The organism is Streptomyces sp. NPDC041200 (genome assembly GCF_055591805.1).
This window is the reverse complement of the sequence record NZ_JBVIZF010000022.1, coordinates 58,204-81,160: the sequence shown is the minus strand read 5'-3', so window position 1 is coordinate 81,160 and position 22,957 is coordinate 58,204. Positions and strand designations below refer to the sequence as shown.

Sequence of the window (22,957 nt, the reverse complement as noted above, 5' to 3'; positions counted from 1 at the left end):
CCCACCTGCGCCGATGTGGGTCGGGTGAGATCGATAACCGCCCTCTTCGCTGCGATAAGGGTGTTTGAACGTTTCCCGGACGTGTGTTTAACGTCTTTCCGCTCGCCACAACGAGCACCGTCGACCGTCACGCCGAGTCCTGCCGGCGGTCGTCCGGTACCGACGCGCCAGCGCCGAAGGCAGGAGCGGGGGACCCAAGGTAAGTGCCGGGAGGCCAGCGGAATCGGCCGAACGGCTAGGGGTGAAGCAGGGTGCGGTCCCCGCACCCAGCCGGGCAACTCACGCCCGAACCCGACAGCTCACCTCGTAGGCGTCGGTGAGGAAACGAACGAACATGTCCAATGCTCAGGGCAAGCACCGTCGTCCGTCCAAGGCCACTCGCATCACCGCGCTCGTCGGCCTCGCCGGAGCCGCCGTGGCCACCCCGCTCATCGGTGCGACGTCCGCCTCTGCCGCCACCAGCTCCCAGTGGGACCAGGTCGCGCAGTGCGAGTCCGGCGGCAACTGGTCGATCAACACCGGCAACGGTTACTACGGCGGCCTGCAGTTCTCCTCCTCCACCTGGGCCGCCTACGGCGGTACCGCCTTCGCTCCCACCGCAGACAAGGCCGGTAAGGCCCAGCAGATCCAGGTAGCCGAGAAGGTCCTCGCGAGCCAGGGCAAGGGCGCCTGGCCGGTCTGTGGCAAGGGCCTGACCTCCGGCGGCGCCCCGGCCGCCCCGGCTCCGTCCGCGCCGCAGCAGAGCCAGTCCGACTCCGCGCAGCCGGCCCCGTCCGCCAAGCCGAAGGCCGCGCCGCGCAGCGCGCCCGAGCACGCCGCGCGCGACCAGGCCCGCGGCCCGATCAAGAAGGGCGACGGCGAGTACAAGGTCAAGGCCGGTGACACCCTTGGCAAGATCGCCAAGACGGAGGACGTCAAGGGCGGCTGGAAGAAGCTCTTCGAGCTGAACAAGAACGTCGTCCAGAAGGCCGACCTGATCTTCCCCGGCCAGCAGCTGCACCTGAGCTGAGCAGCCACACCGTAGTCAACGAGCCCCGGCCGGGTGCGCCGCCCCCACGGTGCACCCCGCCGGGGCTTCGGTGCGGTTAGGCTCATGCTGCTACCGAAGACCCATACGAAGGAGATCCTCGTGCCGTCCATCGACGTCGTCGTAGCTCGCGAGATCCTCGACTCGCGAGGCAACCCCACGGTCGAGGTCGAGGTCGGCCTCGACGACGGCAGCACCGGCCGTGCCGCCGTCCCGTCCGGCGCCTCCACCGGCGCCTTCGAGGCCCTCGAACTCCGTGACGGCGACAAGAACCGCTATGGCGGCAAGGGCGTGGAGAAGGCCGTCCTCGCCGTCATCGAGCAGATCGGCCCCGAGCTGGTCGGGTATGACGCCACCGAGCAGCGCCTGATCGACCAGGCGATGTTCGACCTGGACGCCACCCCGGACAAGTCCTCGCTCGGCGCCAACGCCATCCTGGGCGTCTCCCTTGCCGTGGCACACGCCGCCTCCGAGGCGTCCGACCTGCCCCTCTTCCGTTACCTCGGCGGTCCGAACGCGCATCTGCTGCCGGTCCCGATGATGAACATCCTCAACGGCGGTTCGCACGCCGACTCCAATGTGGACATCCAGGAGTTCATGATCGCGCCGGTCGGCGCGGAGTCCTTCTCCGAGGCCCTGCGCTGGGGCGCCGAGGTCTACCACACCCTCAAGGGCGTGCTGAAGGAGCGAGGCCTGTCCACCGGCCTCGGCGACGAGGGCGGCTTCGCGCCGAACCTCGACTCCAACCGGGACGCCCTGGACCTGATCGTCGAGGCCATCAAGAAGGCCGGCTACCAGCCCGGCCAGGACATCGCGCTCGCGCTCGACGTCGCCGCCTCCGAGTTCCACAAGGACGGCGTCTACCAGTTCGAGGGCAAGGCCCGCACCGCGTCCGAGATGACCGCGTACTACGCCGAGCTGGTCGACGCGTACCCGCTGGTCTCCATCGAGGACCCGCTGAACGAGGAGGACTGGGACGGCTGGAAGACGATCACCGAGCAGCTCGGTGACAAGGTCCAGCTGGTCGGTGACGACCTGTTCGTCACCAACCCCGAGCGGCTGGCCCGCGGCATCGAGAGCGACACCGCGAACGCCCTGCTGGTCAAGGTCAACCAGATCGGCTCGCTGACCGAGACCCTCGACGCCGTCGAGCTGGCCCAGCGCAGCGGCTTCAAGTGCATGATGTCGCACCGCTCCGGTGAGACCGAGGACGTCACCATCGCCGACCTGGCCGTCGCCACCAACTGCGGCCAGATCAAGACCGGCGCCCCGGCCCGCTCCGAGCGGGTGGCCAAGTACAACCAGCTGCTGCGCATCGAGGAGATCCTGGACGACGCCGCGGTGTACGCGGGCCGCTCCGCCTTCCCGCGCTTCAAGGGCTGACCCCGCTCTCCAGCGGGCACGTCTGACGCCTGTCCCCGGCCGCGGTCCCGTACCGTGGCCGGGGACGGCGCCCGCTGAAGCGGGCACTGCTCAAGCGAAGTCATCTCCGGGGAGGCGACGTGCCGGCGGATCGGTTCTCCACCGCGACCAGACTCAAGGCGCTCGGCGAACACGCCGCCGCCCGGGTCTACCGTGCCCGGATCAAGCGCCGCCGCAGCCGGCTCACCGGCCGGGCCGCCCTCCTCGCCCTGGTCGTCTGCTCCATGGTGGTCGCGCTGGCCTACCCGATGCGGCAGTACATCTCCCAGCGCTCGGACATCGCCGACCAGCGGCGCCAGGCCCAGCGCGAGCGTGCCGAGGTGGCCAAGCTGAGCGAGCAGAAGGCCCGGCTGCGCGACCCCGCGTACATCGAGCGGCAGGCCCGCGCGCATCTGCACTACCTGATGCCGGGCGAGACCGGCTTCAGCATGGTGGACCCCGGCGCCAGGGCCGAGCGCTCCACCGACCGGGGCGCGGCCGACCGCCCCTGGTACACCAACCTCTGGGACGCCGTGGACACGGCGGACACGCCGAAGGCGGCCGCCGCCGCGGACCGCTGACGCGCCGCGCCGACGCCGTAAACGGCCGCACCCGGTCCGACACCGATCGAAGAGAACTTTCCCCTCATGGACACGCCCCCTCCGCAGACGGAGCCCACCGCGCCCACCGACGCGGACATCGCCGCCGTCAAGGAGCAGCTGAACCGCCTCCCGCGGGGTCTGCGCGCCGTCGCGCACCGCTGCCCCTGCGGCAACCCCGATGTCGTCGAGACCGCGCCGCGCCTCGAGGACGGCACGCCGTTCCCCACCACGTACTACCTGACCTGCCCGCGCGCCGCGTCCGCGATCGGCACGCTGGAGGCGGAGGGCGTGATGAAGGAGATGACGGCCCGGCTGGGCAGCGACCCGGAACTGGCCGCCGCCTACCGCGCCGCCCATGAGGACTACATCGCGCGCCGCGACGCCATCGAGGTGCTGGAGGGCTTCCCGAGCGCGGGCGGCATGCCGGACCGGGTGAAGTGCCTGCACGTCCTGGTCGGCCACTCCCTCGCGGCCGGGCCCGGGGTCAACCCGCTCGGCGACGAGGCGATCGCGCTGCTGCCCGAGTGGTGGCGCAAGGGACCGTGCGTCGCGCCCTGCGCTCAGAAGAGTGAGGAGGAGGCCGTATGACCCGCGTCGCGGCCGTGGACTGCGGCACCAACTCGATCCGGCTGCTGGTCGCCGACGCCGACCCGGCCACGGGCGAGCTGACCGAGCTGGACCGCCGGATGAAGATCGTCCGGCTGGGCCAGGGCGTGGACCGCACCGGTCGGCTGGCCCCCGAGGCGCTGGAGCGCACCTTCGCCGCGTGCCGGGAGTACGCGGAGGTCATACGCACGCTGGGCGCCGAGCGCGTCCGCTTCGTGGCCACCTCGGCCTCGCGGGACGCCGAGAACCGCGCGGAGTTCGTCCGCGGCGTCGTGGACATCCTCGGCGTCGAGCCCGAGGTGATCACCGGGGACCAGGAGGCTGAGTTCTCCTTCACCGGCGCGACCAAGGAGCTGACCGGCCATGAGCACCTGAGCGGCCCGTTCCTGGTGGTGGACCTCGGCGGCGGCTCGACCGAGTTCGTCAGCGGCGACGACGGGGTGCGGGCGGCCCGCAGCGTCGACATCGGCTGTGTCCGGCTGACGGAGCGGCATCTCGTCACGGACGGCCAGGTCGCCGAGGTGCCGACGGAGGATCAGATCTCGGCCATCAGGGCCGATATCGAGCGGGCGCTGGACCTCGCCGAGGAGACGGTGCCGCTCACCGGCGGCTGCCGCCCCGGCGCGGGCGGCCACACCCTGGTCGGGCTGGCCGGTACGGTCACCACCGTCGCCGCCATCGCGCTGGGCCTCGCGGAGTACGACCCGGCCGCGATCCACCACGCCCGGGTCCACGCGGGGCAGGTCGGCGAGATCACGGCCAAGCTGCTGACCGCGACCCACGCGGAGCGGGCGGCGATCGGAGCGATGCATCCGGGCCGGGTCGACGTGATCACCGCGGGCGCTCTGGTGCTGCTGGCGATCATGGATCGGACCGGTGCCGAGGAGGTCGTCGTGAGCGAACACGACATCCTCGACGGCATCGCGTGGAGCATCGCCTGAGCGGGGACGTTATCGTCTGAGCGGCTGTGGAGGGCCCTTCCGGGGCCTTCCGCGGACCCTCGCCAAAAGAGTTCGTGAAACTCTTCACATGAAAAAGGTGCCTGGTGGCCGCCTTCTGGGCCGCCTCAGGGCCGCTATTGGTGACGGTGTTCATCAAGTCGGCCGGAACATGGGGCGACCGGCCGATGCGACGGACCGCTCGGGAACCCCGTGGTCTACTCGCGCGTTCAACAGCTATCGCTGCTCAGCGGGCCTGGGAACGCCTCGCTCCGGTTACCGGTTCCCCGGCCGAGCTATGGCCTCCATCAAGGGGGCGGCGGAGTGTAGCAGATACCCCCACATTGCTTGTGAAGGGGCTCACGAGGTCCCCCCCGATGGGTGCTGGATACTCGAATCATGAGCACCACGGAGCGTCCCAGGATCCTCGTTGTAGGCGGTGGGTACGTAGGCCTGTACGCGGCGCGCCGCATCCTCAAGAAGATGCGGTACGGCGAGGCGACTGTCACGGTCGTCGACCCCCGCTCGTACATGACGTACCAGCCCTTCCTCCCCGAAGCTGCGGCCGGCAGCATCTCTCCGCGCCACGTCGTGGTTCCGCTGCGGCGTGTGCTTCCCAAGGCGGAGGTCCTCACCGGCCGGGTGTCGAACATCGACCAGGACCGCAAGGTCGCCGTCGTCCAGCCGCTCGTCGGCGAGGCGTACGAGCTGCCCTTCGACTACCTCGTCATCGCGATGGGCGCGGTCTCCCGCACCTTCCCGATTCCCGGCCTGGCCGAGAACGGCATCGGGATGAAGGGCATAGAAGAGGCCATCGGCCTGCGCAACCACGTCCTCGAGCAGCTCGACAAGGCTGACTCCACCACGGACGAGGACATCCGGCGCAAGGCGCTCACCTTCGTCTTCGTCGGCGGTGGCTTCGCGGGCGCGGAGACCATCGGCGAGGTCGAGGACATGGCCCGCGACGCGGCCAAGTACTACCCGAACGTGAAGCGCGAGGACATGCGCTTCGTGCTCGTCGACGCGGCCGACAAGATCCTCCCCGAGGTCGGCCCGAAGCTCGGCCAGTGGGGCCTGGAGCACCTGCAGAACCGCGGTGTCGAGATCTACCTCAACACCTCGATGAACTCCTGCGTCGACGGCCACGTGGTGCTCAAGAACGGCCTCGAGGTCGACTCCAACACCATCGTGTGGACCGCGGGCGTCAAGCCCAACCCGGCGCTCGCCCGGTTCGGCCTCCCGCTCGGCCCGCGCGGCCACGTGGACACCGGTGCCACCCTCCAGGTGAAGGGCACCGACTACATCTGGGCCGCGGGCGACAACGCCCAGGTGCCGGACCTCGCCAGCGGCGAGGGCGCCTGGTGCCCGCCGAACGCCCAGCACGCGCTGCGCCAGGCCAAGGTCCTCGGCGACAACGTGATCTCGGGCATGCGGGGCTTCCCGCAGGGCGAGTACAAGCACGCCAACAAGGGTGCCGTCGCGGGTCTCGGCCTCCACAAGGGCGTCGCGATGATCGTCATGGGCAAGATGAAGATCAAGCTCAAGGGCCGGCTGGCCTGGTACATGCACCGTGGCTACCACGGTCTGGCGATGCCGACCTTCAACCGCAAGATCCGGGTCATCGCCGACTGGACGCTGGGCATGTTCCTCAAGCGCGAGGTCGTCTCGCTCGGCGCCATGGAGAACCCCCGCGAGGAGTTCTACGAGGCCGCCGCCCCGGTCTCCGCGGCCGCCGCCGCGAAGAAGCCCGCCGCCGACGTCGCCGCGGAGAAGGCCAAGGCGTCCTGACGACGGACCCCGGCCCCGGCCGCACCTGAGAACTGAGCACATCTGAATATCGAGCAAGCGCCGAGGGCGTCCGCCATCCGTGGGGCGGGCGCCCTTCGCGTGCGCTCTTTTTACCGATTCCAGACGTGTCGGCGGGACTGTCCGGGCGGTTCCATGGTGTTTACGTGGTGAGCGAATCTTCCCTGACTCGCCATCATGGAGGTGTGCCGACATGACCGACGCCGCCGCGCGACTGGCCGCCCTGGCCGAGGAGGCGCTAGGGACCCCGCTGCCGCTCCGCATCCGGGCCTGGGACCGCAGCGAGACCGGTCCGCCCGGCACCCCCGTTCTCATCCTGCGGAACCGCCGGGCGCTGCGCCGGATGCTGTGGAAGCCCGGCGAACTGGGCCTCGCCCGGGCCTGGGTGGCGGGCGACCTGGAGATCGAGGGCGACCTCTACGAGGCGCTGGACCAGCTGGCCGGACTGCTGTGGGAGCGGGACGACGAACCCGCCGCCGGGCGCCCCGGTCGTCTCGTCACGGCGTGGAAGGCGGCGCGCGACCCGAAGGCGCGCCGCGCCGTCCGCGATCTGGTCACCCTCGCCGGCCTGGGACTGCCCCCGGCCCCGCCGCGCGAGGAGGCCGGGGCGACGCGCGGGCCGCTGCACACCCTGCGCCGTGACAAACAGGCCATCAGCCACCACTACGACGTCGGCAACGACTTCTACGAGCTGGTGCTCGGCCCCTCGATGGTCTACTCGTGCGCGTACTGGGACAGACCGGACGCGACCCTGGAAGCCGCCCAGCACGCCAAACTCGACCTGGTCTGCCGCAAGCTCGCGCTGGAACCCGGACAGCGGCTGCTGGACGTGGGGTGCGGCTGGGGCTCGATGGTGCTGCACGCGGCGCGCGAGTACGGGGTGCGCGCGGTCGGTATCACGCTCTCCGAGGAGCAGGCGTCGTACGCCCGTAAGCGCATCGCGGACGCCGGGCTGACCGAGAAGATCGAGATCCGGGTGCAGGACTACCGCGAGATCGACGACGGCCCGTACGACGCGATCTCCTCGATCGGCATGGCCGAGCACGTGGGTTCCGTACGGTACGCCGAGTACACCGGCATCCTGCACCGGCTGCTGACCCCCGGCGGGCGGCTGCTGAACCACCAGATCGCCCGGCGCCCCGAGCCGGACGAGGAGGCGTACCACGTCGACGAGTTCATCGACCGCTACGTCTTCCCCGACGGCGAACTGGCCCCGGTCGGCCGCACCGTGACCCAGCTGGAGGAGGCCGGGTTCGAGGTGCGCGACGTGGAGGCGATCCGGGAGCATTACGGGCTCACCCTGCGCCGCTGGGTCACCAACCTGGAGCGGTCCTGGCCGGAGGCCGTCCGGCTGACTTCCCCGGGCCGGGCCCGGGTCTGGCGGCTCTACATGGCCGCCTGCGCCCTCTCGTTCGAGCGCAACCGGATCGGCGTCAACCAGATCCTCGCCGTCCGTACGCCGGAGAGCGGCGCGTCCGGGCTGCCGCTGCGGACCCGCGACTGGCGCGGCTGACGCGGGGCGGACGAACGAACGGGCCTGACGCGCGGGGAGCGCGTCAGGCCCGTTCGTGTCACTCCCAGCCGGTCTACTCGGCCTTGATGGACTCCAGCATGTTGAGCTTGGCCGCCCGGCGCGCGGGCCACAGGGCCGCCAGCACGCCCACGACGGCGGCCATCGCCAGGAACAGACCCATCCGGCCCCACGGCAGGACCAGTTCGTAGGTCGTCAGCCCGGTGGCGATCAGCTCACCGGCCGCCCAGCCGAAGAACACGCCGAGGCCGATCCCGAGCACCCCGCCGAAGAGCGAGATGACCAGCGACTCCAGCCGCACCATCCGCTTGATGCCGCGCCGGTCCAGGCCGATCGCCCGCAGCATGCCGATCTCCTGCGACCGCTCGAAGACCGACATGGCCAGGGTGTTGATGACCCCGAGTACCGCGACGATCACGGCCATGGCCAGCAGGCCGTAGAGCATGTTCAGCATCAGGGTGAAGAGCTTGGCGATGCTGTCGGAGATGTCCTTCTTGTTCTGGACCTGGAGGGCCGGGTTGTCGCCGAGCGCCTTCGTCAGCGCGTCCTTGTTGGCCTCGGTCGCCCCGCCCTTGGTCTTCACCATCACCTGGAAGTCGGCGACGGTGGCCATGTGCGGGGTCATGGCGGCGGCGTCGGCCATGACGCCGCGGATCATCTGGTTGCCCTCGTACACACCGCCCACGGTCAGCTTGGCGCTGGTGCCGTCCTGGTACGTCACCGGGATGGACGAACCGGTCTTCCAGCCGTGCTGGTCGGCGGTCTTGTCGTCGACGACGGCCGTCTTGCCGCCGAAGCCGGAGAAGGACCCCTGGAGGAAGTCCACGCCGACCAGTTCGCTGATGGCCTTGGGGTTGACGCCCGACAGGGTGGTCGTCTGGCCGCCGATCTTGGCCGGGGCCTGGCGCAGCGGGCTGACCGCGGTGACCTCGGGCTGCTTCTCCAGCGTCTTGGCCACCTCCGGGGAGAGCGGCCGCGGCGCCCCGCCCGCGCCGCCCATGCTGACGACGTAGTCGGACTTCAGCCCGTCCGAGGCCATCTGGTCGATGCCCTTCTGGACGCTGCCCGCGATGACCGTCATGCCGGTGATCAGGGTGAGGCCGACCATCAGCGCGGAGGCGGTGGCGGCGGTACGGCGCGGGTTGCGCACCGCGTTCTGCCGGGCGAGCTTGCCGGACATCCCGAAGAGCCGCAGCACCGGCGCGGCCGCCGCGATCAGCGGCCGGGACAGCAGCGGGGTGAGCACGAACACGCCGATCACCAGGACCGCGGCGCCGAACGCCATCGGGCCCTTGCCGTCCATGCCCTGGCCGGAGCCGTACAGCACCAGCGCGACACCGGCCGCGCCGAGCAGCGCGCCGATGGTGTTCCGTACCACCAGACCGCGGGTCGTCGGCGTCGCGTGGACGCTGCTCATCGCGGCGACCGGCGGGATCTTCGCGGCGCGGCGGCCCGGCAGCCAGGCGGCGAGCACGGTCACCACGACGCCGACGAGCAGCGAGGCCGCGACGGTGGTGGGCTCGATGACCAGGGGCCCGTCCGGGACGGTGGCCCCGGTGGAGCTGAGCAGCGAGCGCAGCCCGGCGCCGATGCCGACACCGGCGGCCATGCCCACGACGGCGGCGACGGCGCCGACGGCGGTGGCCTCGATCAGCACCGAGCGGGTCACCTGACGGCGGCTCGCGCCGACCGCCCGCATCAGGGCCAGTTCCTTGGTGCGCTGGGCGACCAGCATGGTGAAGGTGTTGGCGATGATGAAGATGCCGACGAAGAGCGCGATCCCGGCGAACACCAGCATCGCGGTCTGCATGCTGCTCATGCCCTGCTTGATCTGCTCGGCCTGGTCGTCGGCGAGCTTCTGGCCGGTGGCGGCCTCGGCGTTGGCCGGCAGGACCTTGTCGACCGCGGACTTGAGCGCGGCCTGGGAGGTGCCGGGGGCGGCCTTCACGTCGATCTCGTCGAACTGGCCGGGCTTGGCGAACAGCTTCTGCGCGGTGGCGTTGTCGTACAGCGCGAGGCTGCCGCCCGCCGCCACGTTGCCGTCGTCGGTGGTGAAGATGCCCGCGATCTTCTCGGTGCGCACCGGTCCGTTCACGGACACCCGGATGCTGTCACCGGCCTTGTAGTGGCCCTTCTCGGCGGACTTGGAGTCGAGGGCGATCTCGCCCGGCCCCTTGGGCGCGTGGCCCTCGGTCATCGTGTACCGCGGGTCCTTGCCGTCGGGGCCCGGGTAGTAGTTCCCGCCGAGGGTGGAGAAGCCGCCGCCGAGCAGCTTGCCGTCGCGGTCGGAGAGGGCGCTGTAGCCCTTGACGACACCGGTGGCGGAGGCGGCGCCGGGCACCTTGGCCGCCTTGTCCAGCACCGGCTGGCCCAGTCGCGGCGTGGCGCCGGAGAGGCCCGAGCCCGAGTCGGACTTGTGCGGGGTGATGGCGACGTCGACGCCGTCGAAGCCCTTCTCGGAGCTCTTCTGATAGGCGGCGGAGATGGTGTTGGTGAAGACCAGGGTGCCGGAGACGAAGGCCACGCCGAGCATGACGGCGAGGACGGTCATCAGCAGCCGGGCCTTGTGCGCGAGCACGTTGCGCAAGGCGGTACGGAGCATGAGAGTTCAGTCCTGGGGAGGAAGGGAGAGTGCGGAGGCGGCAGCGGCGTGCGGTGACGGACGCGCGCCTCGCGTCAGCTCGTACGGCCCTTGGCGTCGAACCGCTTCATGCGGTCCAGCACGGAGTCGGCGGTCGGGTCCATCAGCTCGTCCACGATCTGGCCGTCGGCGAGGAAGACCACCCGGTCGGCGTAGGCCGCGGCGACCGGGTCGTGGGTCACCATGACCACGGTCTGGCCCAGTTCGCGCACCGAGTTGCGCAGGAAGCCCAGTACCTCGGCGCCGGAGCGGGAGTCGAGGTTTCCGGTGGGCTCGTCCGCGAAGATGATCTCGGGCTTACCGGCCAGCGCGCGGGCGACGGCGACCCGCTGCTGCTGACCGCCGGAGAGCTGGCTGGGGCGGTGCTTGAGCCGCCCGGCCAGACCGACCGTCTCGACGACCCGGTCCAGCCACGCCGGGTCGGCCTTGCGGCCCGCGATGTCCATCGGCAGGGTGATGTTCTCCAGCGCGTTGAGCGTCGGCAGCAGGTTGAACGCCTGGAAGATGAACCCGATCTTGTCGCGGCGCAGTTGGGTGAGCTTCTTGTCCTTCAGGGCCGTCAGTTCGACGTCGCCTATGCGGGCGGAGCCGCTGGAGACCGAGTCCAGGCCCGCCATGCAGTGCATGAGCGTGGACTTGCCAGAGCCCGAGGGGCCCATGATCGCGGTGAACTCGGCTTGCCGGAACTCGACGGAGACGGCGTCCAGGGCGACGACCTGGGTCTCGCCCTGTCCGTAGACCTTGGAGAGGTCCGTTGCTCGGGCCGCCGCCGTCGTGGGACGGGCGGCGGACTCGACGCCGGAGGTGGTGGTGGTCACGGTGCGGGGCTCCTGTCGTGCGGTGCGGTCGGCCGGGACGTCCTTCCATCGTCCTTGCCATAAACAAGGACGGGATCCGTCGCTCCTCCGGTTCTGCGCGCGACCCGGGTCGTAGGCGCGTCGGCCGGAGTCCTCCTTGGGTAGGAGAGGACCCCCCGAACGGGGGCATCGAGATTGCGTCAATCCGCCGTCAAAGGGGCCACAGGGCATATAAGCAGGTCCGGTCGGGCGCCGGCATCGGCGGGTACCCTGACCCACTGCTGATGGGCCCTCAGTTGCCAATAAAATAAGACAACCTCGGTCCGGTGATTCGCTGTTCGGGTCCATCGGCCCGGATAGGCTCGTGCTGCTCTCCTATGGGGAGGGAGGTACGTCACTTCGTACGTCCCAGGGTGAGCCGCTGCCCGGATGGTGGAATGCAGACACGGCGAGCTTAAACCTCGCTGCCCCTCGCGGGCGTACCGGTTCAAGTCCGGTTCCGGGCACCTCCAGATCTTGTGGCCGCACTCTGCGTGCGTAGCCGGTCGCCCACCGTGCGGCCAGGGCCCGCGTCCGGCCCCGCACCCGCTTCCGCGGGGACCTCGCGCTGTCCGGGCGCGCGTGAAAAGATCCTCCTTGGGCACTAGGGTGCTTTCTTTGCTTACCCATTACTCTTGAGTCAAGGTCGCGCAGGGCGGCCATGGAGGAGTGAGATGAGGAGCAGCAACCCGGTCTTCTCGCGACGGGGGTTCAGCCGCAGCGGCGGCTACGCCGGCTTCGGCGCGGCCCAGCAGGCCGGGGGCCCCGCCGCAGTCCAGGGCAACCCCTACGCGGGCAGCAATCCGTACGCGCAGCAGCAGCAACAGGCGCCGGGCAACCCCTACGCGGCCGGTGCCCAGCAGAACCTGACGCCCGAGCAGCTCCAGCAGATGTACGGGGCGCCCCCGGCCGGTCCGCAGACCGACCGGATGACGATGGACGACGTCGTCATGCGCACCGGCATGACGCTCGGCACCGTCATCGTCGCCGCCGCCGCCGCATGGATCGCCCAGCTGCCCATCGGCGCGGGCATCGGCGCCGCGCTCATCGCGATGGTGCTGGGCCTGGTGCAGTCGTTCAAGCGCAAGGCCTCGCCCGCGCTCATCATGGGGTACGCCCTCTTCGAGGGGCTCTTCCTCGGCGTCATCAGCCAGGTGTACAACGAGCGCTGGTCCGGCGCCCCGATGCAGGCGGTCCTCGGCACGATGGCCGTCTTCGTCGGTGTGCTCGCCGCGTACAAGACCCGCCTCATCCGGGTGAACGCGCGCTTTCAGCGCTTCGTACTCGCGGCGGCCATCGGCTTCATCCTGCTGATGGCGGTCAACCTGCTGTTCGCCGCCATCGGCGGCGGTGACGGCATGGGCTTCCGCACCGGCCCGCTGGGCATCGTCTTCGGGATCATCGGCGTCGTGCTCGGTGCCGCGTTCCTGGCGATGGACTTCAAGCAGGTCGAGGACGGCGTCCGGTACGGCGCTCCGCGCGAGGAGTCCTGGCTGGCCGCGTTCGGTCTGACGCTCTCGCTGGTGTGGATCTACCTGGAGTTGCTCCGGCTGATCTCCATCTTCAGGGACTAGTCCCGTTACGGCCGCACAGCGTTACGGCCGAACAGCCGAAGGGCCCGCGGAGGCGATTGCCTCCGCGGGCCCTTCGGCCGTCTGCGACGTAACCCGCTCTCGTGTCGTGCCCGTCTGTGGTACACGCGTCTGCCTCCAGGCAGCGGGCTACAGCAGCTTGCGTGCCGCGCGCCTCAGGTCGTGTTCGTGGATGATCGCTTTGGCGTGCCCATAGGCGAGCTGGTGCTCGCCCCGCAGCCAGCTGACCTTCTCCTCGAAGCGGAAGAAGGCGGGACCTTCGTCTACCGTGCGCAGCCAGTCGGCAATGTCACGGCCGGTGCATTGGGGGATGCGGGAGAGTAGGTTCCGGTGAGTCTCGTCGGAGAAGATCTGGGACATCGGCGCCTCCGGACGCGTCCATTCCGGGCCCGGGTGAACACCCGGGAGGGGTCCTTCAGCTCACCGTGCCTGAGTGTTCGGCCGTTGGCAACAGTCCGTGGGTGGCGCATACGCTCTCGGCGTGGATGATGCGACCCCCCTGCTCCGTGCCGTCGACCGCCTCGCCGACCGGCTGCGCTCCCTTCCGCAGTCCCGGCTGCGCCAGGGCGCGGCGACCGAAGGACTGGCTCTGGCGAGGGAATTGTCCGTGCGGGCCCAGCGTCTGGAGGCGCCCGGTACCCCGCCGCGGATCATGCCGGACGCGGGGGTGTTCATGATCGCCGACCAGGTCGCGGTGGCCGGTCATGATTTGGTGCACGCGCTGGAGCGCGCGCCGGGTGGCGCCGCGGCCGCGGAGAGCGGTGGGAGCGGGCGCGTGGCGGAGGCGGTGGCGCTCGTGGAGGCGGCGGCCGGGCGCTGCGGCCTCTGAGGGGCGTCTGCGGCGTCCGGGGCGTACGGGCCGCCTCTGGGGCGACTCTGGGGCGCGCGTGGCGCGTGCGGGGCGTACGGCGGTGTTGGGGCGTACGGCGCGTACGGGCGCGCGGGGCGTACGGAGGCGGGCTGGGGGAGCGGGCCGCTGTGCGCGGCGCGCGGGCTCACGGCGCGCTGGTGTGCACCCGCGTCATGGGCGCTTCACAGCGTCACAGCGAGTCGTCACAGCGAGGCGATGACGCGGTCGGCGAGGACGTACACGTTCTCGTCCGCGCAGCCGAAGGTGAGCGCGTACGCGCCCGAGACGCCCGAGCCGCCGAGCAGGACCGGGGCGGTGCCCTCGCGCAGCGCGTCCGCCAGTCGCTCGGCGGTCTCCCGGTGGCCGGGGGTCATGCAGATCGTGGTGCCGTCGGCGAAGACGTACACGTCGAGCGTGCCGAGCGGCCCGGGCCGTACGTCCGCCAGCGGGGTACGGGCCTCCGCCAGCTCGGTCAGCCGGGCCACGGTCCGGTCGTGGTCGGCGATCGGCGGCGAGGGCGTGAAGTCGGGGTGCGAGGGGTGGCGGCGGCGCGCGGCGGCCAGCTCGGGCGACTCGATGGCCTCGGCCTCCTGCTCCACCTCGGCGCCCACCTCCAGCTCCATCGGCTCCTCCGGGTCCTGCTCCCCGGCGGCGTCGCGGGCGTCCGGCCCCAGTGCGTCCAGGCCCAGCAGCGGCTCAGGACCGGCCAGGTCGGCCTGGCGGGGCACGAAGAGCGCGTCGTGGGGTGCGTCGTGCTGGGCGTCCTCGCCGAGCCCGGCCAGCCCGCCGAGCAGCGACGGGGCGTCGGACGACCCGGCGGAGTCCCGGGCCTCCTGGGCGGCCCAGAACGCCCGGGCCTCGGCCAGCTCGCGCTCCCGCTCCTCGGCGAGCGCGTCGGCGACGGCCGCCCGTATCTCGGCGGCGGGGGTGGCGCGGGCGGCGGGCACCGTGACGGCGTCCTCCCCGGACCGGTCCGCCCGCCCGGCGGCGGCGACCGTGGCGGCCAGCTCGGCGCGCAGCTCGGTGATCTGCCGCCGCACTCCGCGCGCGGTGTGCAGTGCTGCGGCGCCGGTGGCCGTGGCGGCCACCGCGGCCAGCAGGAGGGCAAGGGTCATGGGGCTCACTGACGTAACTCCCGGTTGCTGTTGATCCCCCGAATTCCTACCTCAGCTTGACTCGGTTCGCCTCTCGGCGTCAGTGCGTGACGTCACCGAGCGGACCGAAGTCCATGCCCGGAAGGGGGCCCTCCACCGTCGCTGAGCTGGGGCGACGGGTCTCCCCCAGGACGTTGGTCACATCCTGGGGGAGATTGGGTCACAACTCGCGCTCGGGCCGTGTATCCACGGTGTACCGGCTCAGGGAGTCCGGTTCAGCTCAGCCGCTCGATGACCATCGCCATGCCCTGCCCGCCGCCGACGCACATGGTCTCCAGACCGAACTGCTTGTCGTGGAACTGCAGCGAGTTGATCAGCGTGCCGGTGATCCGGGCGCCGGTCATGCCGAACGGGTGGCCCACCGCGATCGCGCCACCGTTGACGTTGAGCCGGTCCAGGTCGATGCCCAGGTCGCGGTAGGACGGGATGACCTGGGCGGCGAACGCCTCGTTGATCTCGACCAGGTCGATGTCGCCGATCGCCATCCCGGCCCGGGCCAGCGCCTGCTTGGACGCCTCGACCGGCCCGTACCCCATGATCTCGGGGCTGAGCCCCGAGACACCCGTGGACACGATCCGCGCGAGCGGCGTGATCCCCAGCTCGCGCGCCTTGGTGTCGGACATGATCACGAGCGCGGCGGCGCCGTCGTTGAGCGGGCAGCAGTTGCCCGCGGTGACCAGGCCGTCGGGGCGGAAGACCGGCTTGAGGCCCTGTACGCCCTCCAGCGTGGTCCCCGCGCGCGGCCCGTCGTCCGTGGCCACCACGGTGCCGTCCGGGGTCGTCACGGGGGTGATCTCGCGCTCCCAGAAGCCCTTCTTGATGGCCTCCTCGGCGAGGTTCTGGGACCGTACGCCGAACGCGTCCATGTCCTCGCGGGTGATCCCCTTGAGCCGGGCCAGGTTCTCGGCGGTCTGGCCCATCGCGATGTACGCGTCGGGGATCAGTCCGTCCTCGCGCGGGTCGTGCCAGTCGGTGCCCTCCTGCTCGGCGAGCGCGGCCGTACGGGCCTCGGCGTCGGCGAACAGCGGGTTGTGGGTGTCCGGCAGCCCGTCCGAGGTGCCCTTGACGCTGCGCGACACCATCTCGACGCCCGCGGAGATGAACACGTCCCCCTCGCCCGCCTTGATGGCGTGCAGCGCCATCCGCGAGGTCTGGAGCGACGAGGAACAGTAACGGGTGATCGTGCACCCGGGCAGATGGTCCATCCCCATCTGCACGGCCACGATCCGGCCCAGATTGTGCCCCTGCTCCCCACCCGGCAGCCCACAGCCGAGCATCAGATCGTCGATCTCCCGCGGATCCAGCTGCGGAACCTTGGCGAGGGCGGCCTGAATGATCTCCGCGGTCAGGTCATCGGGCCGCAGATCCTTGAGCGACCCCTTGAAGGCACGGCCGATGGGCGAACGGGCGGCAGAGACGATCACGGCTTCGGGCATCACGGCTCCATGGGGCGGATCGGGGGTACGGCTCGGATGGGAACTGTGAGGGAAGTTACCCGCACGTAGAGCGGGGGTCACGGGGCGAACGCTGTGACGCGGACCTCTTTTTCCTAAGCGTACGCTCAGCCCCCACCCCGGGCCCCTTTCCCCACCCCGCCCCCGGCAGGGGGCTCCGCCCTCAACCCCGGGACGCGGCCTCAGACATCCGGGCCTCCGCCCCCGACGCCGGGGCTGCGCCCTAGCCCGCCGGGCTGCGCTCGCCCCTCGGGGCTCCGCCCCCAACCCCGGGACGAGGCCTCAGCCGTCCGGGCCTCCGCCCCCGTCCCCGACGCCCGGGCTGCGCCCTAACCCCCGGGCTGCGCCCTAACCCCCGGGCTCCGCCCGCCCCCTGGGGCTGCGCCCCCGCGGGGCTCCGCCCGCCTTCTGGGCCCCCAACCCCCAGGGCTCCGCTCGGTCCCGCTCAGTCTCGGCGCGCGCGTTGTAGGGCACCGGAACCCTGCCGGGCTTCCAGGGCCCTCCGGCAGGGCGAGGAGTAGGAGTCAGCGGCGGAGATGCCTCACCTCCCCCAGGCCCGGCCGACCTATCCCAGCCCTCCGGCTGTGAGGGGCGGGGCCCAGAGGCCGGGACGCTCCACCCCAGTCCGTCCGGGGATTCAGGAGCGGGGCCGTGGGGCGGGGAGGTGCCCCCGGCCCCGGTCGGTGCATCCCAGCCCCTCCCGGGTGTGAGGAGCGGGGGCCTGGGGCGGCGCCCCGGCGGGGGCCGGGGCGGGGCCCCGGTTCGGGAAGGGGCGGGGTGGGGGAAGGGCCGCCCTCAGTGGGGCAGCGGCGGGACCGTGGTGGCCCCCTCCGCCGCCCCCTCCCCGGCGGGCCGCCCCCGCCGCAGCAGACGGGCCCACGGCCCACGCGCGGCCGTGACCTCGGTACCACCCTCCGCCGCCGCCTCGGCCGCAGCCGTCGCCACCGGCAGGATGCCCTCGTCACGAGTCTCCGGAGCCTCCTCCGGCCACAACCCCAGCGCCCCGCACAACGTCGGCAGCACCGCCATCGCCGCCGTCGCGTACCCCTCCGCCGAGGGGTGGTAGTTGTCCGGCCCGAACAGCTCCCGCGGATTCGCCGCGAACTCCGGCCCCAGCAGATCGCCCAGCGACACCGTACGACCGCCCTGCTCCACCACCCCGATCGTCTGCGCCGCCGCCAGCTGACGGCTCAGACGGCGCGCGACGAAGCGCAGAGGCTGGTAGACGGGCTCGATGGTGCCCAGGTCGGGACAGGTGCCCACCACGACCTCACACCCCGTCTCGCGCAGCCTCCGCACCGCCTCCGCCAGCAGCCGCACCGACTGGGCGGGCGGCATCCGCCCGGTGACGTCATTCGCGCCGATCATGATGACGCAGACGTCCGGCAGCTGCTCCGGATCGGCCAGCACCAGCGTGACCTGCCGTTCCAGATCGCTGGACTGCGCTCCCGGGAGCGCTACGTTCCGCAGGTCCACCGGGCGCTCCGCCACCGCCGCGAGCCCGGAGGCCAGCAGCGCGCCCGGCGTCTGACTAGGGCGGTGGACGCCCTGTCCGGCGGCCGTGGAGTCGCCGAGAAAGGCCAACCGCAGTGGGGGCTGGCCGGTCCTGCGGGCGAAGGCGAAGCCGTAGCGGCCGTCCGCCCGCGGCGGACCCTCCTCCGACCCGCCGACGATCCGCCTCGCCAGGGACAGCTCGGTGAGCAGCAGCACGGCGGTCACCCCGCCCAGCAGCCCGATCCCGCCGCCCCCGTACGCCGCCGCGGCCGCGATCCGCCGCGCCACCCTCGCCCTCGACATCGACATGGGTCCAGCCCACCTCCGTCCGCACGCCTTCTGTACCTTTGTACGCCTTGCTAACCGCTTGGTGCCCCCCGCGTGGTCGTCCACAACCGCACGGGCCGATGGGCGGGTCGGCGCAATAAGCTGGCTGTACGGGCCCGCGACGCGGGGGTCCCGACGCGGAGATCCCGCGGATTCCGGACCAGGAGCAGGCGTGCAGTATTACGAATCGATGATTGAGCTGGTCGGCAACACCCCGCTGGTGAAGCTCAACACCGTGACCGAGGGCATCCGGGCGACCGTCCTGGCCAAGGTCGAATACTTCAACCCCGGCGGCTCGGTGAAGGACCGCATCGCGGTCCGCATGATCGAGGCGGCGGAGGCGTCGGGCGCGCTGAAGCCCGGCGGCACCATCGTCGAGCCGACCTCCGGCAACACCGGTGTGGGCCTCGCGATGGTCGCTCAGCGCAAGGGCTACAAGTGCGTCTTCGTCTGCCCGGACAAGGTCTCGACCGACAAGATCAACGTGCTGCGGGCGTACGGCGCCGAGGTCGTCGTCTGCCCGACCGCGGTCGACCCCGACCACCCCGACTCGTACTACAACGTCTCCGACCGCCTGGTGCGCGAGACCCCGGGCGCCTGGAAGCCGGACCAGTACAGCAACCCCGACAACCCGCGCTCCCACTACGAGACCACCGGCCCCGAGCTGTGGGAGCAGACCGAGGGCAAGATCACCCACTTCGTGGCGGGCGTCGGCACCGGCGGCACGATCAGCGGCACCGGCCGCTACCTGAAGGAGGCGAGCGACGGCCGGGTCAAGGTCATCGGCGCCGACCCCGAGGGCTCCGTCTACTCCGGCGGCTCCGGGCGCCCGTACCTCATCGAGGGCGTCGGCGAGGACTTCTGGCCCACCGCGTACGACCGGACCGTCGCCGACGAGATCGTCGCCGTCTCCGACAAGGACGCCTTCCAGATGACCCGGCGGCTCGCCAAGGAGGAGGGCCTGCTGGTCGGCGGCTCCTGCGGGATGGCGGTCGTCGGCGCGCTCAAGGCGGCCGAAGGGCTCGGCCCGGACGACGTGGTCGTCGTCCTGCTCCCGGACAGCGGCCGCGGCTACCTCTCCAAGATCTTCAACGACGAGTGGATGGCCGACTACGGCTTCCTGGAGGAGGACGGCCCGGCCGTGCGCGTCGGCGACGTCCTCCAGGGCAAGGCGGGCGGGCTGCCGTCGCTCGTCCACATGCACCCCGACGAGACCGTCGGGGAGGCCATCGAGGTCCTGCGGGAGTACGGCGTCTCGCAGATGCCCATCGTGAAGCCCGGCGCCGGGCACCCCGACGTGATGGCCGCCGAGGTCATCGGCTCGGTCGTGGAACGGGAGCTGCTGGACGCCCTGTTCGCCCAGCGCGCCTCCCTCGGCGACCCGCTGGAGAAGCACATGAGCCCGCCGCTGCCGCACGTCGGCTCAGGTGAGGCGGTCGAGGACCTGATGGCCGTCCTGGGCCGGGCGGACGCGGCGGTCGTGCTGGTGGAGGGCAAGCCCAAGGGCGTCGTCAGCCGTCAGGACCTGCTCGCCTACCTCGCCAACGGCGCCAAGTGACACCACGGTTGGGGCTTTGACGAAGTGGTACGTGAGCGTCACGCGCCCGCAGCACAGCGTTAACACTGCCCCGGCAGATTAGGGGATGTCGGAACGGACGACACCGACACCCCAGAATGTGGCGACAGGACATCCGGAGCGGCTCCCGGACCTCCATGGTCGCCCTGGGACGCGGCTCATCGCGTCCCTCGCGGGAACCGCCGTCGTCCCGCCCTCGGCACTGCGCCGGGGTGCGGCGGTTCCCGCGCATCTCACTCCTGATCGCGGCGTGACCGGGCGAAGAACCCCAGCGCGTGGACCGCGTTGACGCCGACGATCCCGGCCCAGGTGACGAGCAGCCCCGGCAGCCCCGCGTTGACCGCGCCGATCGCCGACAGCGGCACCGCGAGCACCAGGGACACCCCGACGAAGGCGAACCGCTCGCCGAACCCCACCCCCGCGGCCTCCCCGCCCCCGCCCGGGTACGGGCGCGCACCGCGCGCGGCGGCCATCTGGCGCTCGGCCCGCTGCCGCCGCAGGTCACGGTCCGACGTGTCGTCGAACCGCCGCTGGACCTTCTCCATGAAGGCGTCGATCAATTCGGACTCATACTCCGCGCCCAGCTCCTTGCGGATCTGCAGGGTCGCGTCGAGTTCCCGTTTCAGCTCCGGGTCATGGGCGTCCATGGGTACGAAGGTACGGTCACGGGGACGCTCTGTCGGTAGGGCTAGCCCCCACGAAAGGCGCAGGGGGCCGAAAGGAGTCAGTTCCGTGACCGCACCTCTCCTCACCTCCCTCGCCGCGCCGGGCGGTGACCGCCCCGACGCGCTCACCGTCGGCGGCCGTGCCCTCTCCCGCGAGGACCTGCTGGGCGCCGCGGGCGCGGTGGCCGCCCGGGTGGCCGGGGCGCCGGTCGTCGCGGTCCGGGCGACCCCGACCGCGGAGACGGTGACGGCGGTGGTCGGCGCGCTGCTCGCCGGGGTGCCCGTGGTCCCCGTACCGCCGGACTCCGGGCCCGCCGAACGGGACCACATCCTGCGCGACTCGGGCGCCGCCCTGCTGCTGACCGACGACCCCGGCGCCGAGGCACCCGTCGAGACGGTGCCCGTGAACCTGACCGAACGGGCCGCCTGGACCAAGCCCGAGCCCGACCCGGAGTCCACCGCCCTCATCCTCTACACCTCCGGCACGACGGGCGCGCCCAAGGGCGCCCTGATCTCGCGCCGCGCGGTCGCCGCCGACCTCGACGGGCTGGCCGAGGCCTGGGCCTGGACGCCGGAGGACACCCTGGTCCACGGGCTGCCGCTGTTCCACGTCCACGGCCTGGTGCTCGGCGTCCTCGGCGCCCTCCGCACCGGCAGCCGCCTCGTCCACACCGGCAAGCCCACCCCGGCGGCGTACGCGGCGGCGGGCGGCAGCCTCTACTTCGGCGTCCCCACGGTCTGGAACCGCGTCGTCCAGGACCCCGAGGCCGCCCGCGCCCTGTCCGCCGCCCGCCTCCTGGTCTCCGGCTCCGCGCCGCTGCCCGCCCCGGTCTTCCGCGACCTGGAGCAGCTCACCGGCCAGCGCCCGGTCGAGCGCTACGGCATGACCGAAAGCCTCATCACCATCTCGACCCGCGCGAACGGTGAACGCCGCCCCGGCTCCGTCGGCACCCCGCTCACCGGCATCCGCACCCGGATCGTCGCCGAGGAGGGCGCCGAGATCGGCGAACTCCAGCTCACCGGCCCCACCCTCTTCGACGGCTACCTGAACCGCCCCGAGGCCACCGCCGGTTCCTACACCGACGACGGCTGGTTCCGCACCGGCGACATCGCCGCGCTCGACCCGGACGGCTTCCACCGCATCGTCGGCCGCGCCTCCACCGACATGATCAAGTCCGGCGGCTACCGCATCGGCGCGGGCGAGGTCGAGAACGCCCTCCTCGACCACCCCGCCGTCCGTGAGGCCGCCGTCGTCGGCGCCCCCCACGACGACCTCGGCCAGCAGATCGTCGCGTACGTCGTCGCCGACGGCATCGGCGAACAGGACCTGATCGACTTCGTCGCCACCCATCTCTCCGTCCACAAACGCCCCCGCAAGGTCCGCTTCCTGGACGCCCTCCCCCGAAACGCCATGGGCAAGCCCCAGAAGAAGCTCCTGCCCCCGGCCTGATCCAGGCCCCGGCTCCCGGTGACCGTTGCCATCCGTGTTGCTCATTCCTACACTCGGTGACCACGACGGATGAGTGGAGAGACTGATGGCTCGCGCATGGGAAGCCGACCCGTCCGCCTCGTTCGCGCGCCGATTAGGAAAGTCGGCGCGCGAGCTGGGGAACACCGGAGGGCGTGACGGATGCCCCGACATCTGGCAGCTCGACAACGGTGACATCGCGGTCATCGGCCGCGACCTCACCGACGCCTACCGCGCGAAGCTCCCCGAGGACGCCAGCATCGCCCCCGACGAGCGGCTGATCGTCATCCCGGGCAACACCCTGAGCGCGGCGAAACCGGATATCCCCGATGCTCGGACTTGACGGCCCCGGCCTCGAATCCGCCCAGGGTGACGTGCTCTCCCTCGACGCCTACCGCCGCGACTTCCGCGAGCGGCAGTGGGCGATCGACGGCCAGGACTCCTGGAAGCTGGAGCGCCAACAGCGGTTCAGAGAACCGGGATTCGGTAGCTGGGACGCGTTCGCGCGGGGCGACTGGGACGAATCCCTGCGCCTCATCGAGGAAGAGCGCGAATATCTTCGGGAATTCTCCCAGGAGGTCGAAAACCACCGGATCACCCTTTACCGGGTCCGGGTGGTCGAGCAGCCGATCGCCCCGTATCTGCAATGGGAGCTGCATCTGCTGCGGCTGCGCGCCGAATGCGGGGAAAAGATCCGCGTCGTCGGCCCCGAGTACCTCGACGAGCTGGAGAGATCCGGACCGCTGCCGGAATTGCTGACGCTGGGTGACCGCACGACCTATCAGATCCGCTATTCGGATCAGGGAATTCTCGACGGCGCCGTGCGCTTCATGGATCCGGCGACCACTGCCCGCTGCCGGGAACTCACCAGGAATCTCTACGCCGCCGGTGAGGACCTGACGTCGTATTTCGTCCGAGAAGTAGCGCATTTACCGCCACCACAGCCGGAGTAGCAGATCAACGAGGATCACGGGACGCATTCCGAACTG

Annotated in this window: 20 protein-coding genes, 1 tRNA gene and 1 riboswitch; of the genes, 14 read left to right on the top strand and 7 right to left on the bottom strand. The window is 71.3% G+C overall.

Annotation, left to right across the window (positions count from 1 at the left end):
• Positions 1–161 precede the first annotated feature (161 nt).
• Positions 162–328: riboswitch (cyclic di-AMP (ydaO/yuaA leader) on the top strand.
• A 6-nt stretch (positions 329–334) separates the two neighbouring features.
• The 7 genes from ACZ6CL_RS32295 to ACZ6CL_RS32265 all read left to right on the top strand — a co-directional run bounded on the left by ACZ6CL_RS32295 (position 335) and on the right by ACZ6CL_RS32265 (position 7,893).
• Complete coding sequence (locus tag ACZ6CL_RS32295) at positions 335–1,009, top strand: transglycosylase family protein (RefSeq protein ID WP_468942242.1); 675 nt, start codon at positions 335–337, stop codon at positions 1,007–1,009.
• A 114-nt stretch (positions 1,010–1,123) separates the two neighbouring features.
• Positions 1,124–2,410, top strand: coding sequence for a phosphopyruvate hydratase (gene eno / locus ACZ6CL_RS32290; RefSeq protein ID WP_468942303.1), 1,287 nt, complete (start codon positions 1,124–1,126; stop codon positions 2,408–2,410).
• A 119-nt stretch (positions 2,411–2,529) separates the two neighbouring features.
• On the top strand, positions 2,530–3,009 hold the full coding sequence (locus tag ACZ6CL_RS32285) for an FtsB family cell division protein (protein ID WP_468942239.1): 480 nt from the start codon (positions 2,530–2,532) through the stop codon (positions 3,007–3,009).
• A gap of 66 nt (positions 3,010–3,075) precedes the next feature.
• The gene (locus ACZ6CL_RS32280) at positions 3,076–3,618 is read left to right on the top strand and encodes a DUF501 domain-containing protein (RefSeq protein WP_468942237.1); all 543 of its coding nucleotides are present in this window, start codon (positions 3,076–3,078) and stop codon (positions 3,616–3,618) included.
• Entirely contained in the window at positions 3,615–4,577 is a 963-nt protein-coding gene (locus tag ACZ6CL_RS32275; protein WP_468942235.1) for a Ppx/GppA phosphatase family protein, read from the top strand. Before ACZ6CL_RS32280 ends, ACZ6CL_RS32275 begins: the two co-directional genes overlap by 4 nt.
• Positions 4,578–4,973: 396 nt before the next feature.
• Positions 4,974–6,362, top strand: a complete 1,389-nt coding sequence (locus tag ACZ6CL_RS32270) for an NAD(P)/FAD-dependent oxidoreductase (protein ID WP_468942233.1) — start codon at positions 4,974–4,976, stop codon at positions 6,360–6,362.
• A 211-nt stretch (positions 6,363–6,573) separates the two neighbouring features.
• Positions 6,574–7,893 (top strand): class I SAM-dependent methyltransferase, encoded by a 1,320-nt coding sequence (locus ACZ6CL_RS32265; protein WP_468942230.1) that lies wholly within the window; start codon positions 6,574–6,576, stop codon positions 7,891–7,893.
• 73 nt (positions 7,894–7,966) lie between these two features.
• On the opposite strand, the gene ACZ6CL_RS32260 is transcribed toward ACZ6CL_RS32265, so the two are convergent.
• Together ACZ6CL_RS32260 and ACZ6CL_RS32255 are read right to left on the bottom strand one after the other, a co-directional pair.
• Complete coding sequence (locus tag ACZ6CL_RS32260; protein WP_468942229.1) at positions 7,967–10,513, bottom strand: ABC transporter permease; 2,547 nt, start codon at positions 10,511–10,513, stop codon at positions 7,967–7,969.
• A 74-nt stretch (positions 10,514–10,587) separates the two neighbouring features.
• Entirely contained in the window at positions 10,588–11,370 is a 783-nt protein-coding gene (locus ACZ6CL_RS32255) for an ABC transporter ATP-binding protein (protein WP_385446910.1), read from the bottom strand.
• Positions 11,371–11,772: 402 nt separating this feature from the next.
• Between ACZ6CL_RS32255 and ACZ6CL_RS32250 the strand changes: the two genes are divergently transcribed.
• Together ACZ6CL_RS32250 and ACZ6CL_RS32245 are read left to right on the top strand one after the other, a co-directional pair.
• Positions 11,773–11,855 (top strand) — tRNA-Leu (locus ACZ6CL_RS32250).
• 207 nt (positions 11,856–12,062) lie between these two features.
• Positions 12,063–12,962 carry a Bax inhibitor-1/YccA family protein gene (locus ACZ6CL_RS32245; RefSeq protein ID WP_468942225.1) on the top strand — a complete coding sequence of 300 codons (900 nt, stop codon included), beginning with the start codon at positions 12,063–12,065 and terminating at the stop codon, positions 12,960–12,962.
• A gap of 147 nt (positions 12,963–13,109) precedes the next feature.
• Here ACZ6CL_RS32245 and ACZ6CL_RS32240 read toward each other — a convergent pair whose 3' ends face one another.
• Positions 13,110–13,340 (bottom strand): DUF4287 domain-containing protein, encoded by a 231-nt coding sequence (locus ACZ6CL_RS32240; protein WP_385446208.1) that lies wholly within the window; start codon positions 13,338–13,340, stop codon positions 13,110–13,112.
• A 121-nt stretch (positions 13,341–13,461) separates the two neighbouring features.
• Here ACZ6CL_RS32240 and ACZ6CL_RS32235 point away from each other — a divergent pair, with 121 nt between their 5' ends.
• Positions 13,462–13,809: a hypothetical protein gene (locus tag ACZ6CL_RS32235; protein WP_468942222.1), complete on the top strand. Its 348-nt coding sequence runs from the start codon at positions 13,462–13,464 to the stop codon at positions 13,807–13,809.
• A gap of 224 nt (positions 13,810–14,033) precedes the next feature.
• Here ACZ6CL_RS32235 and ACZ6CL_RS32230 read toward each other — a convergent pair whose 3' ends face one another.
• The 3 genes from ACZ6CL_RS32230 to ACZ6CL_RS32220 all read right to left on the bottom strand — a co-directional run bounded on the left by ACZ6CL_RS32230 (position 14,034) and on the right by ACZ6CL_RS32220 (position 18,241).
• Complete coding sequence (locus ACZ6CL_RS32230) at positions 14,034–14,954, bottom strand: hypothetical protein (RefSeq protein ID WP_468942219.1); 921 nt, start codon at positions 14,952–14,954, stop codon at positions 14,034–14,036.
• 245 nt (positions 14,955–15,199) lie between these two features.
• Complete coding sequence (locus ACZ6CL_RS32225; RefSeq protein WP_468942216.1) at positions 15,200–16,420, bottom strand: acetyl-CoA C-acetyltransferase; 1,221 nt, start codon at positions 16,418–16,420, stop codon at positions 15,200–15,202.
• 813 nt (positions 16,421–17,233) lie between these two features.
• Positions 17,234–18,241 (bottom strand): SGNH/GDSL hydrolase family protein, encoded by a 1,008-nt coding sequence (locus ACZ6CL_RS32220; protein ID WP_468942213.1) that lies wholly within the window; start codon positions 18,239–18,241, stop codon positions 17,234–17,236.
• A 190-nt stretch (positions 18,242–18,431) separates the two neighbouring features.
• Between ACZ6CL_RS32220 and ACZ6CL_RS32215 the strand changes: the two genes are divergently transcribed.
• Positions 18,432–19,817 carry a cystathionine beta-synthase gene (locus ACZ6CL_RS32215; RefSeq protein WP_468942211.1) on the top strand — a complete coding sequence of 462 codons (1,386 nt, stop codon included), beginning with the start codon at positions 18,432–18,434 and terminating at the stop codon, positions 19,815–19,817.
• A 251-nt stretch (positions 19,818–20,068) separates the two neighbouring features.
• Here ACZ6CL_RS32215 and ACZ6CL_RS32210 read toward each other — a convergent pair whose 3' ends face one another.
• Positions 20,069–20,482, bottom strand: a complete 414-nt coding sequence (locus tag ACZ6CL_RS32210; RefSeq protein WP_468942209.1) for a hypothetical protein — start codon at positions 20,480–20,482, stop codon at positions 20,069–20,071.
• 85 nt (positions 20,483–20,567) lie between these two features.
• Between ACZ6CL_RS32210 and ACZ6CL_RS32205 the strand changes: the two genes are divergently transcribed.
• The 3 genes from ACZ6CL_RS32205 (at position 20,568) to ACZ6CL_RS32195 (ending at position 22,921) form a co-directional block, all read left to right on the top strand.
• Positions 20,568–21,950 (top strand): acyl-CoA synthetase, encoded by a 1,383-nt coding sequence (locus tag ACZ6CL_RS32205; RefSeq protein ID WP_468942207.1) that lies wholly within the window; start codon positions 20,568–20,570, stop codon positions 21,948–21,950.
• A gap of 85 nt (positions 21,951–22,035) precedes the next feature.
• Entirely contained in the window at positions 22,036–22,311 is a 276-nt protein-coding gene (locus tag ACZ6CL_RS32200; RefSeq protein ID WP_468942204.1) for a hypothetical protein, read from the top strand.
• Positions 22,298–22,921, top strand: coding sequence for a DUF6879 family protein (locus ACZ6CL_RS32195; protein ID WP_468942202.1), 624 nt, complete (start codon positions 22,298–22,300; stop codon positions 22,919–22,921). The genes ACZ6CL_RS32200 and ACZ6CL_RS32195 overlap by 14 nt, the downstream gene beginning before the upstream one ends.
• Positions 22,922–22,957: the final 36 nt, after the last annotated feature.

Excerpts from the sequence above, each read along its gene's own strand:
- ACZ6CL_RS32295 (WP_468942242.1), top strand. The coding sequence starts at position 335 with ATGTCCAATGCTCAGGGCAAGCACCGTCGTCCGTCCAAGGCCACTCGC.
- ACZ6CL_RS32280 (WP_468942237.1), top strand. The coding sequence starts at position 3,076 with ATGGACACGCCCCCTCCGCAGACGGAGCCCACCGCGCCCACCGACGCG.
- ACZ6CL_RS32275 (WP_468942235.1), top strand. The coding sequence starts at position 3,615 with ATGACCCGCGTCGCGGCCGTGGACTGCGGCACCAACTCGATCCGGCTG.
- ACZ6CL_RS32270 (WP_468942233.1), top strand. The coding sequence starts at position 4,974 with ATGAGCACCACGGAGCGTCCCAGGATCCTCGTTGTAGGCGGTGGGTAC.
- ACZ6CL_RS32265 (WP_468942230.1), top strand. The coding sequence starts at position 6,574 with ATGACCGACGCCGCCGCGCGACTGGCCGCCCTGGCCGAGGAGGCGCTA.
- ACZ6CL_RS32260 (WP_468942229.1), bottom strand. The coding sequence starts at position 10,513 with ATGCTCCGTACCGCCTTGCGCAACGTGCTCGCGCACAAGGCCCGGCTG.
- ACZ6CL_RS32245 (WP_468942225.1), top strand. The coding sequence starts at position 12,063 with ATGAGGAGCAGCAACCCGGTCTTCTCGCGACGGGGGTTCAGCCGCAGC.
- ACZ6CL_RS32240 (WP_385446208.1), bottom strand. The coding sequence starts at position 13,340 with ATGTCCCAGATCTTCTCCGACGAGACTCACCGGAACCTACTCTCCCGC.
- ACZ6CL_RS32225 (WP_468942216.1), bottom strand. The coding sequence starts at position 16,420 with ATGCCCGAAGCCGTGATCGTCTCTGCCGCCCGTTCGCCCATCGGCCGT.
- ACZ6CL_RS32220 (WP_468942213.1), bottom strand. The coding sequence starts at position 18,241 with ATGTCGATGTCGAGGGCGAGGGTGGCGCGGCGGATCGCGGCCGCGGCG.
- ACZ6CL_RS32210 (WP_468942209.1), bottom strand. The coding sequence starts at position 20,482 with ATGGACGCCCATGACCCGGAGCTGAAACGGGAACTCGACGCGACCCTG.
- ACZ6CL_RS32200 (WP_468942204.1), top strand. The coding sequence starts at position 22,036 with ATGGCTCGCGCATGGGAAGCCGACCCGTCCGCCTCGTTCGCGCGCCGA.
- ACZ6CL_RS32195 (WP_468942202.1), top strand. The coding sequence starts at position 22,298 with ATGCTCGGACTTGACGGCCCCGGCCTCGAATCCGCCCAGGGTGACGTG.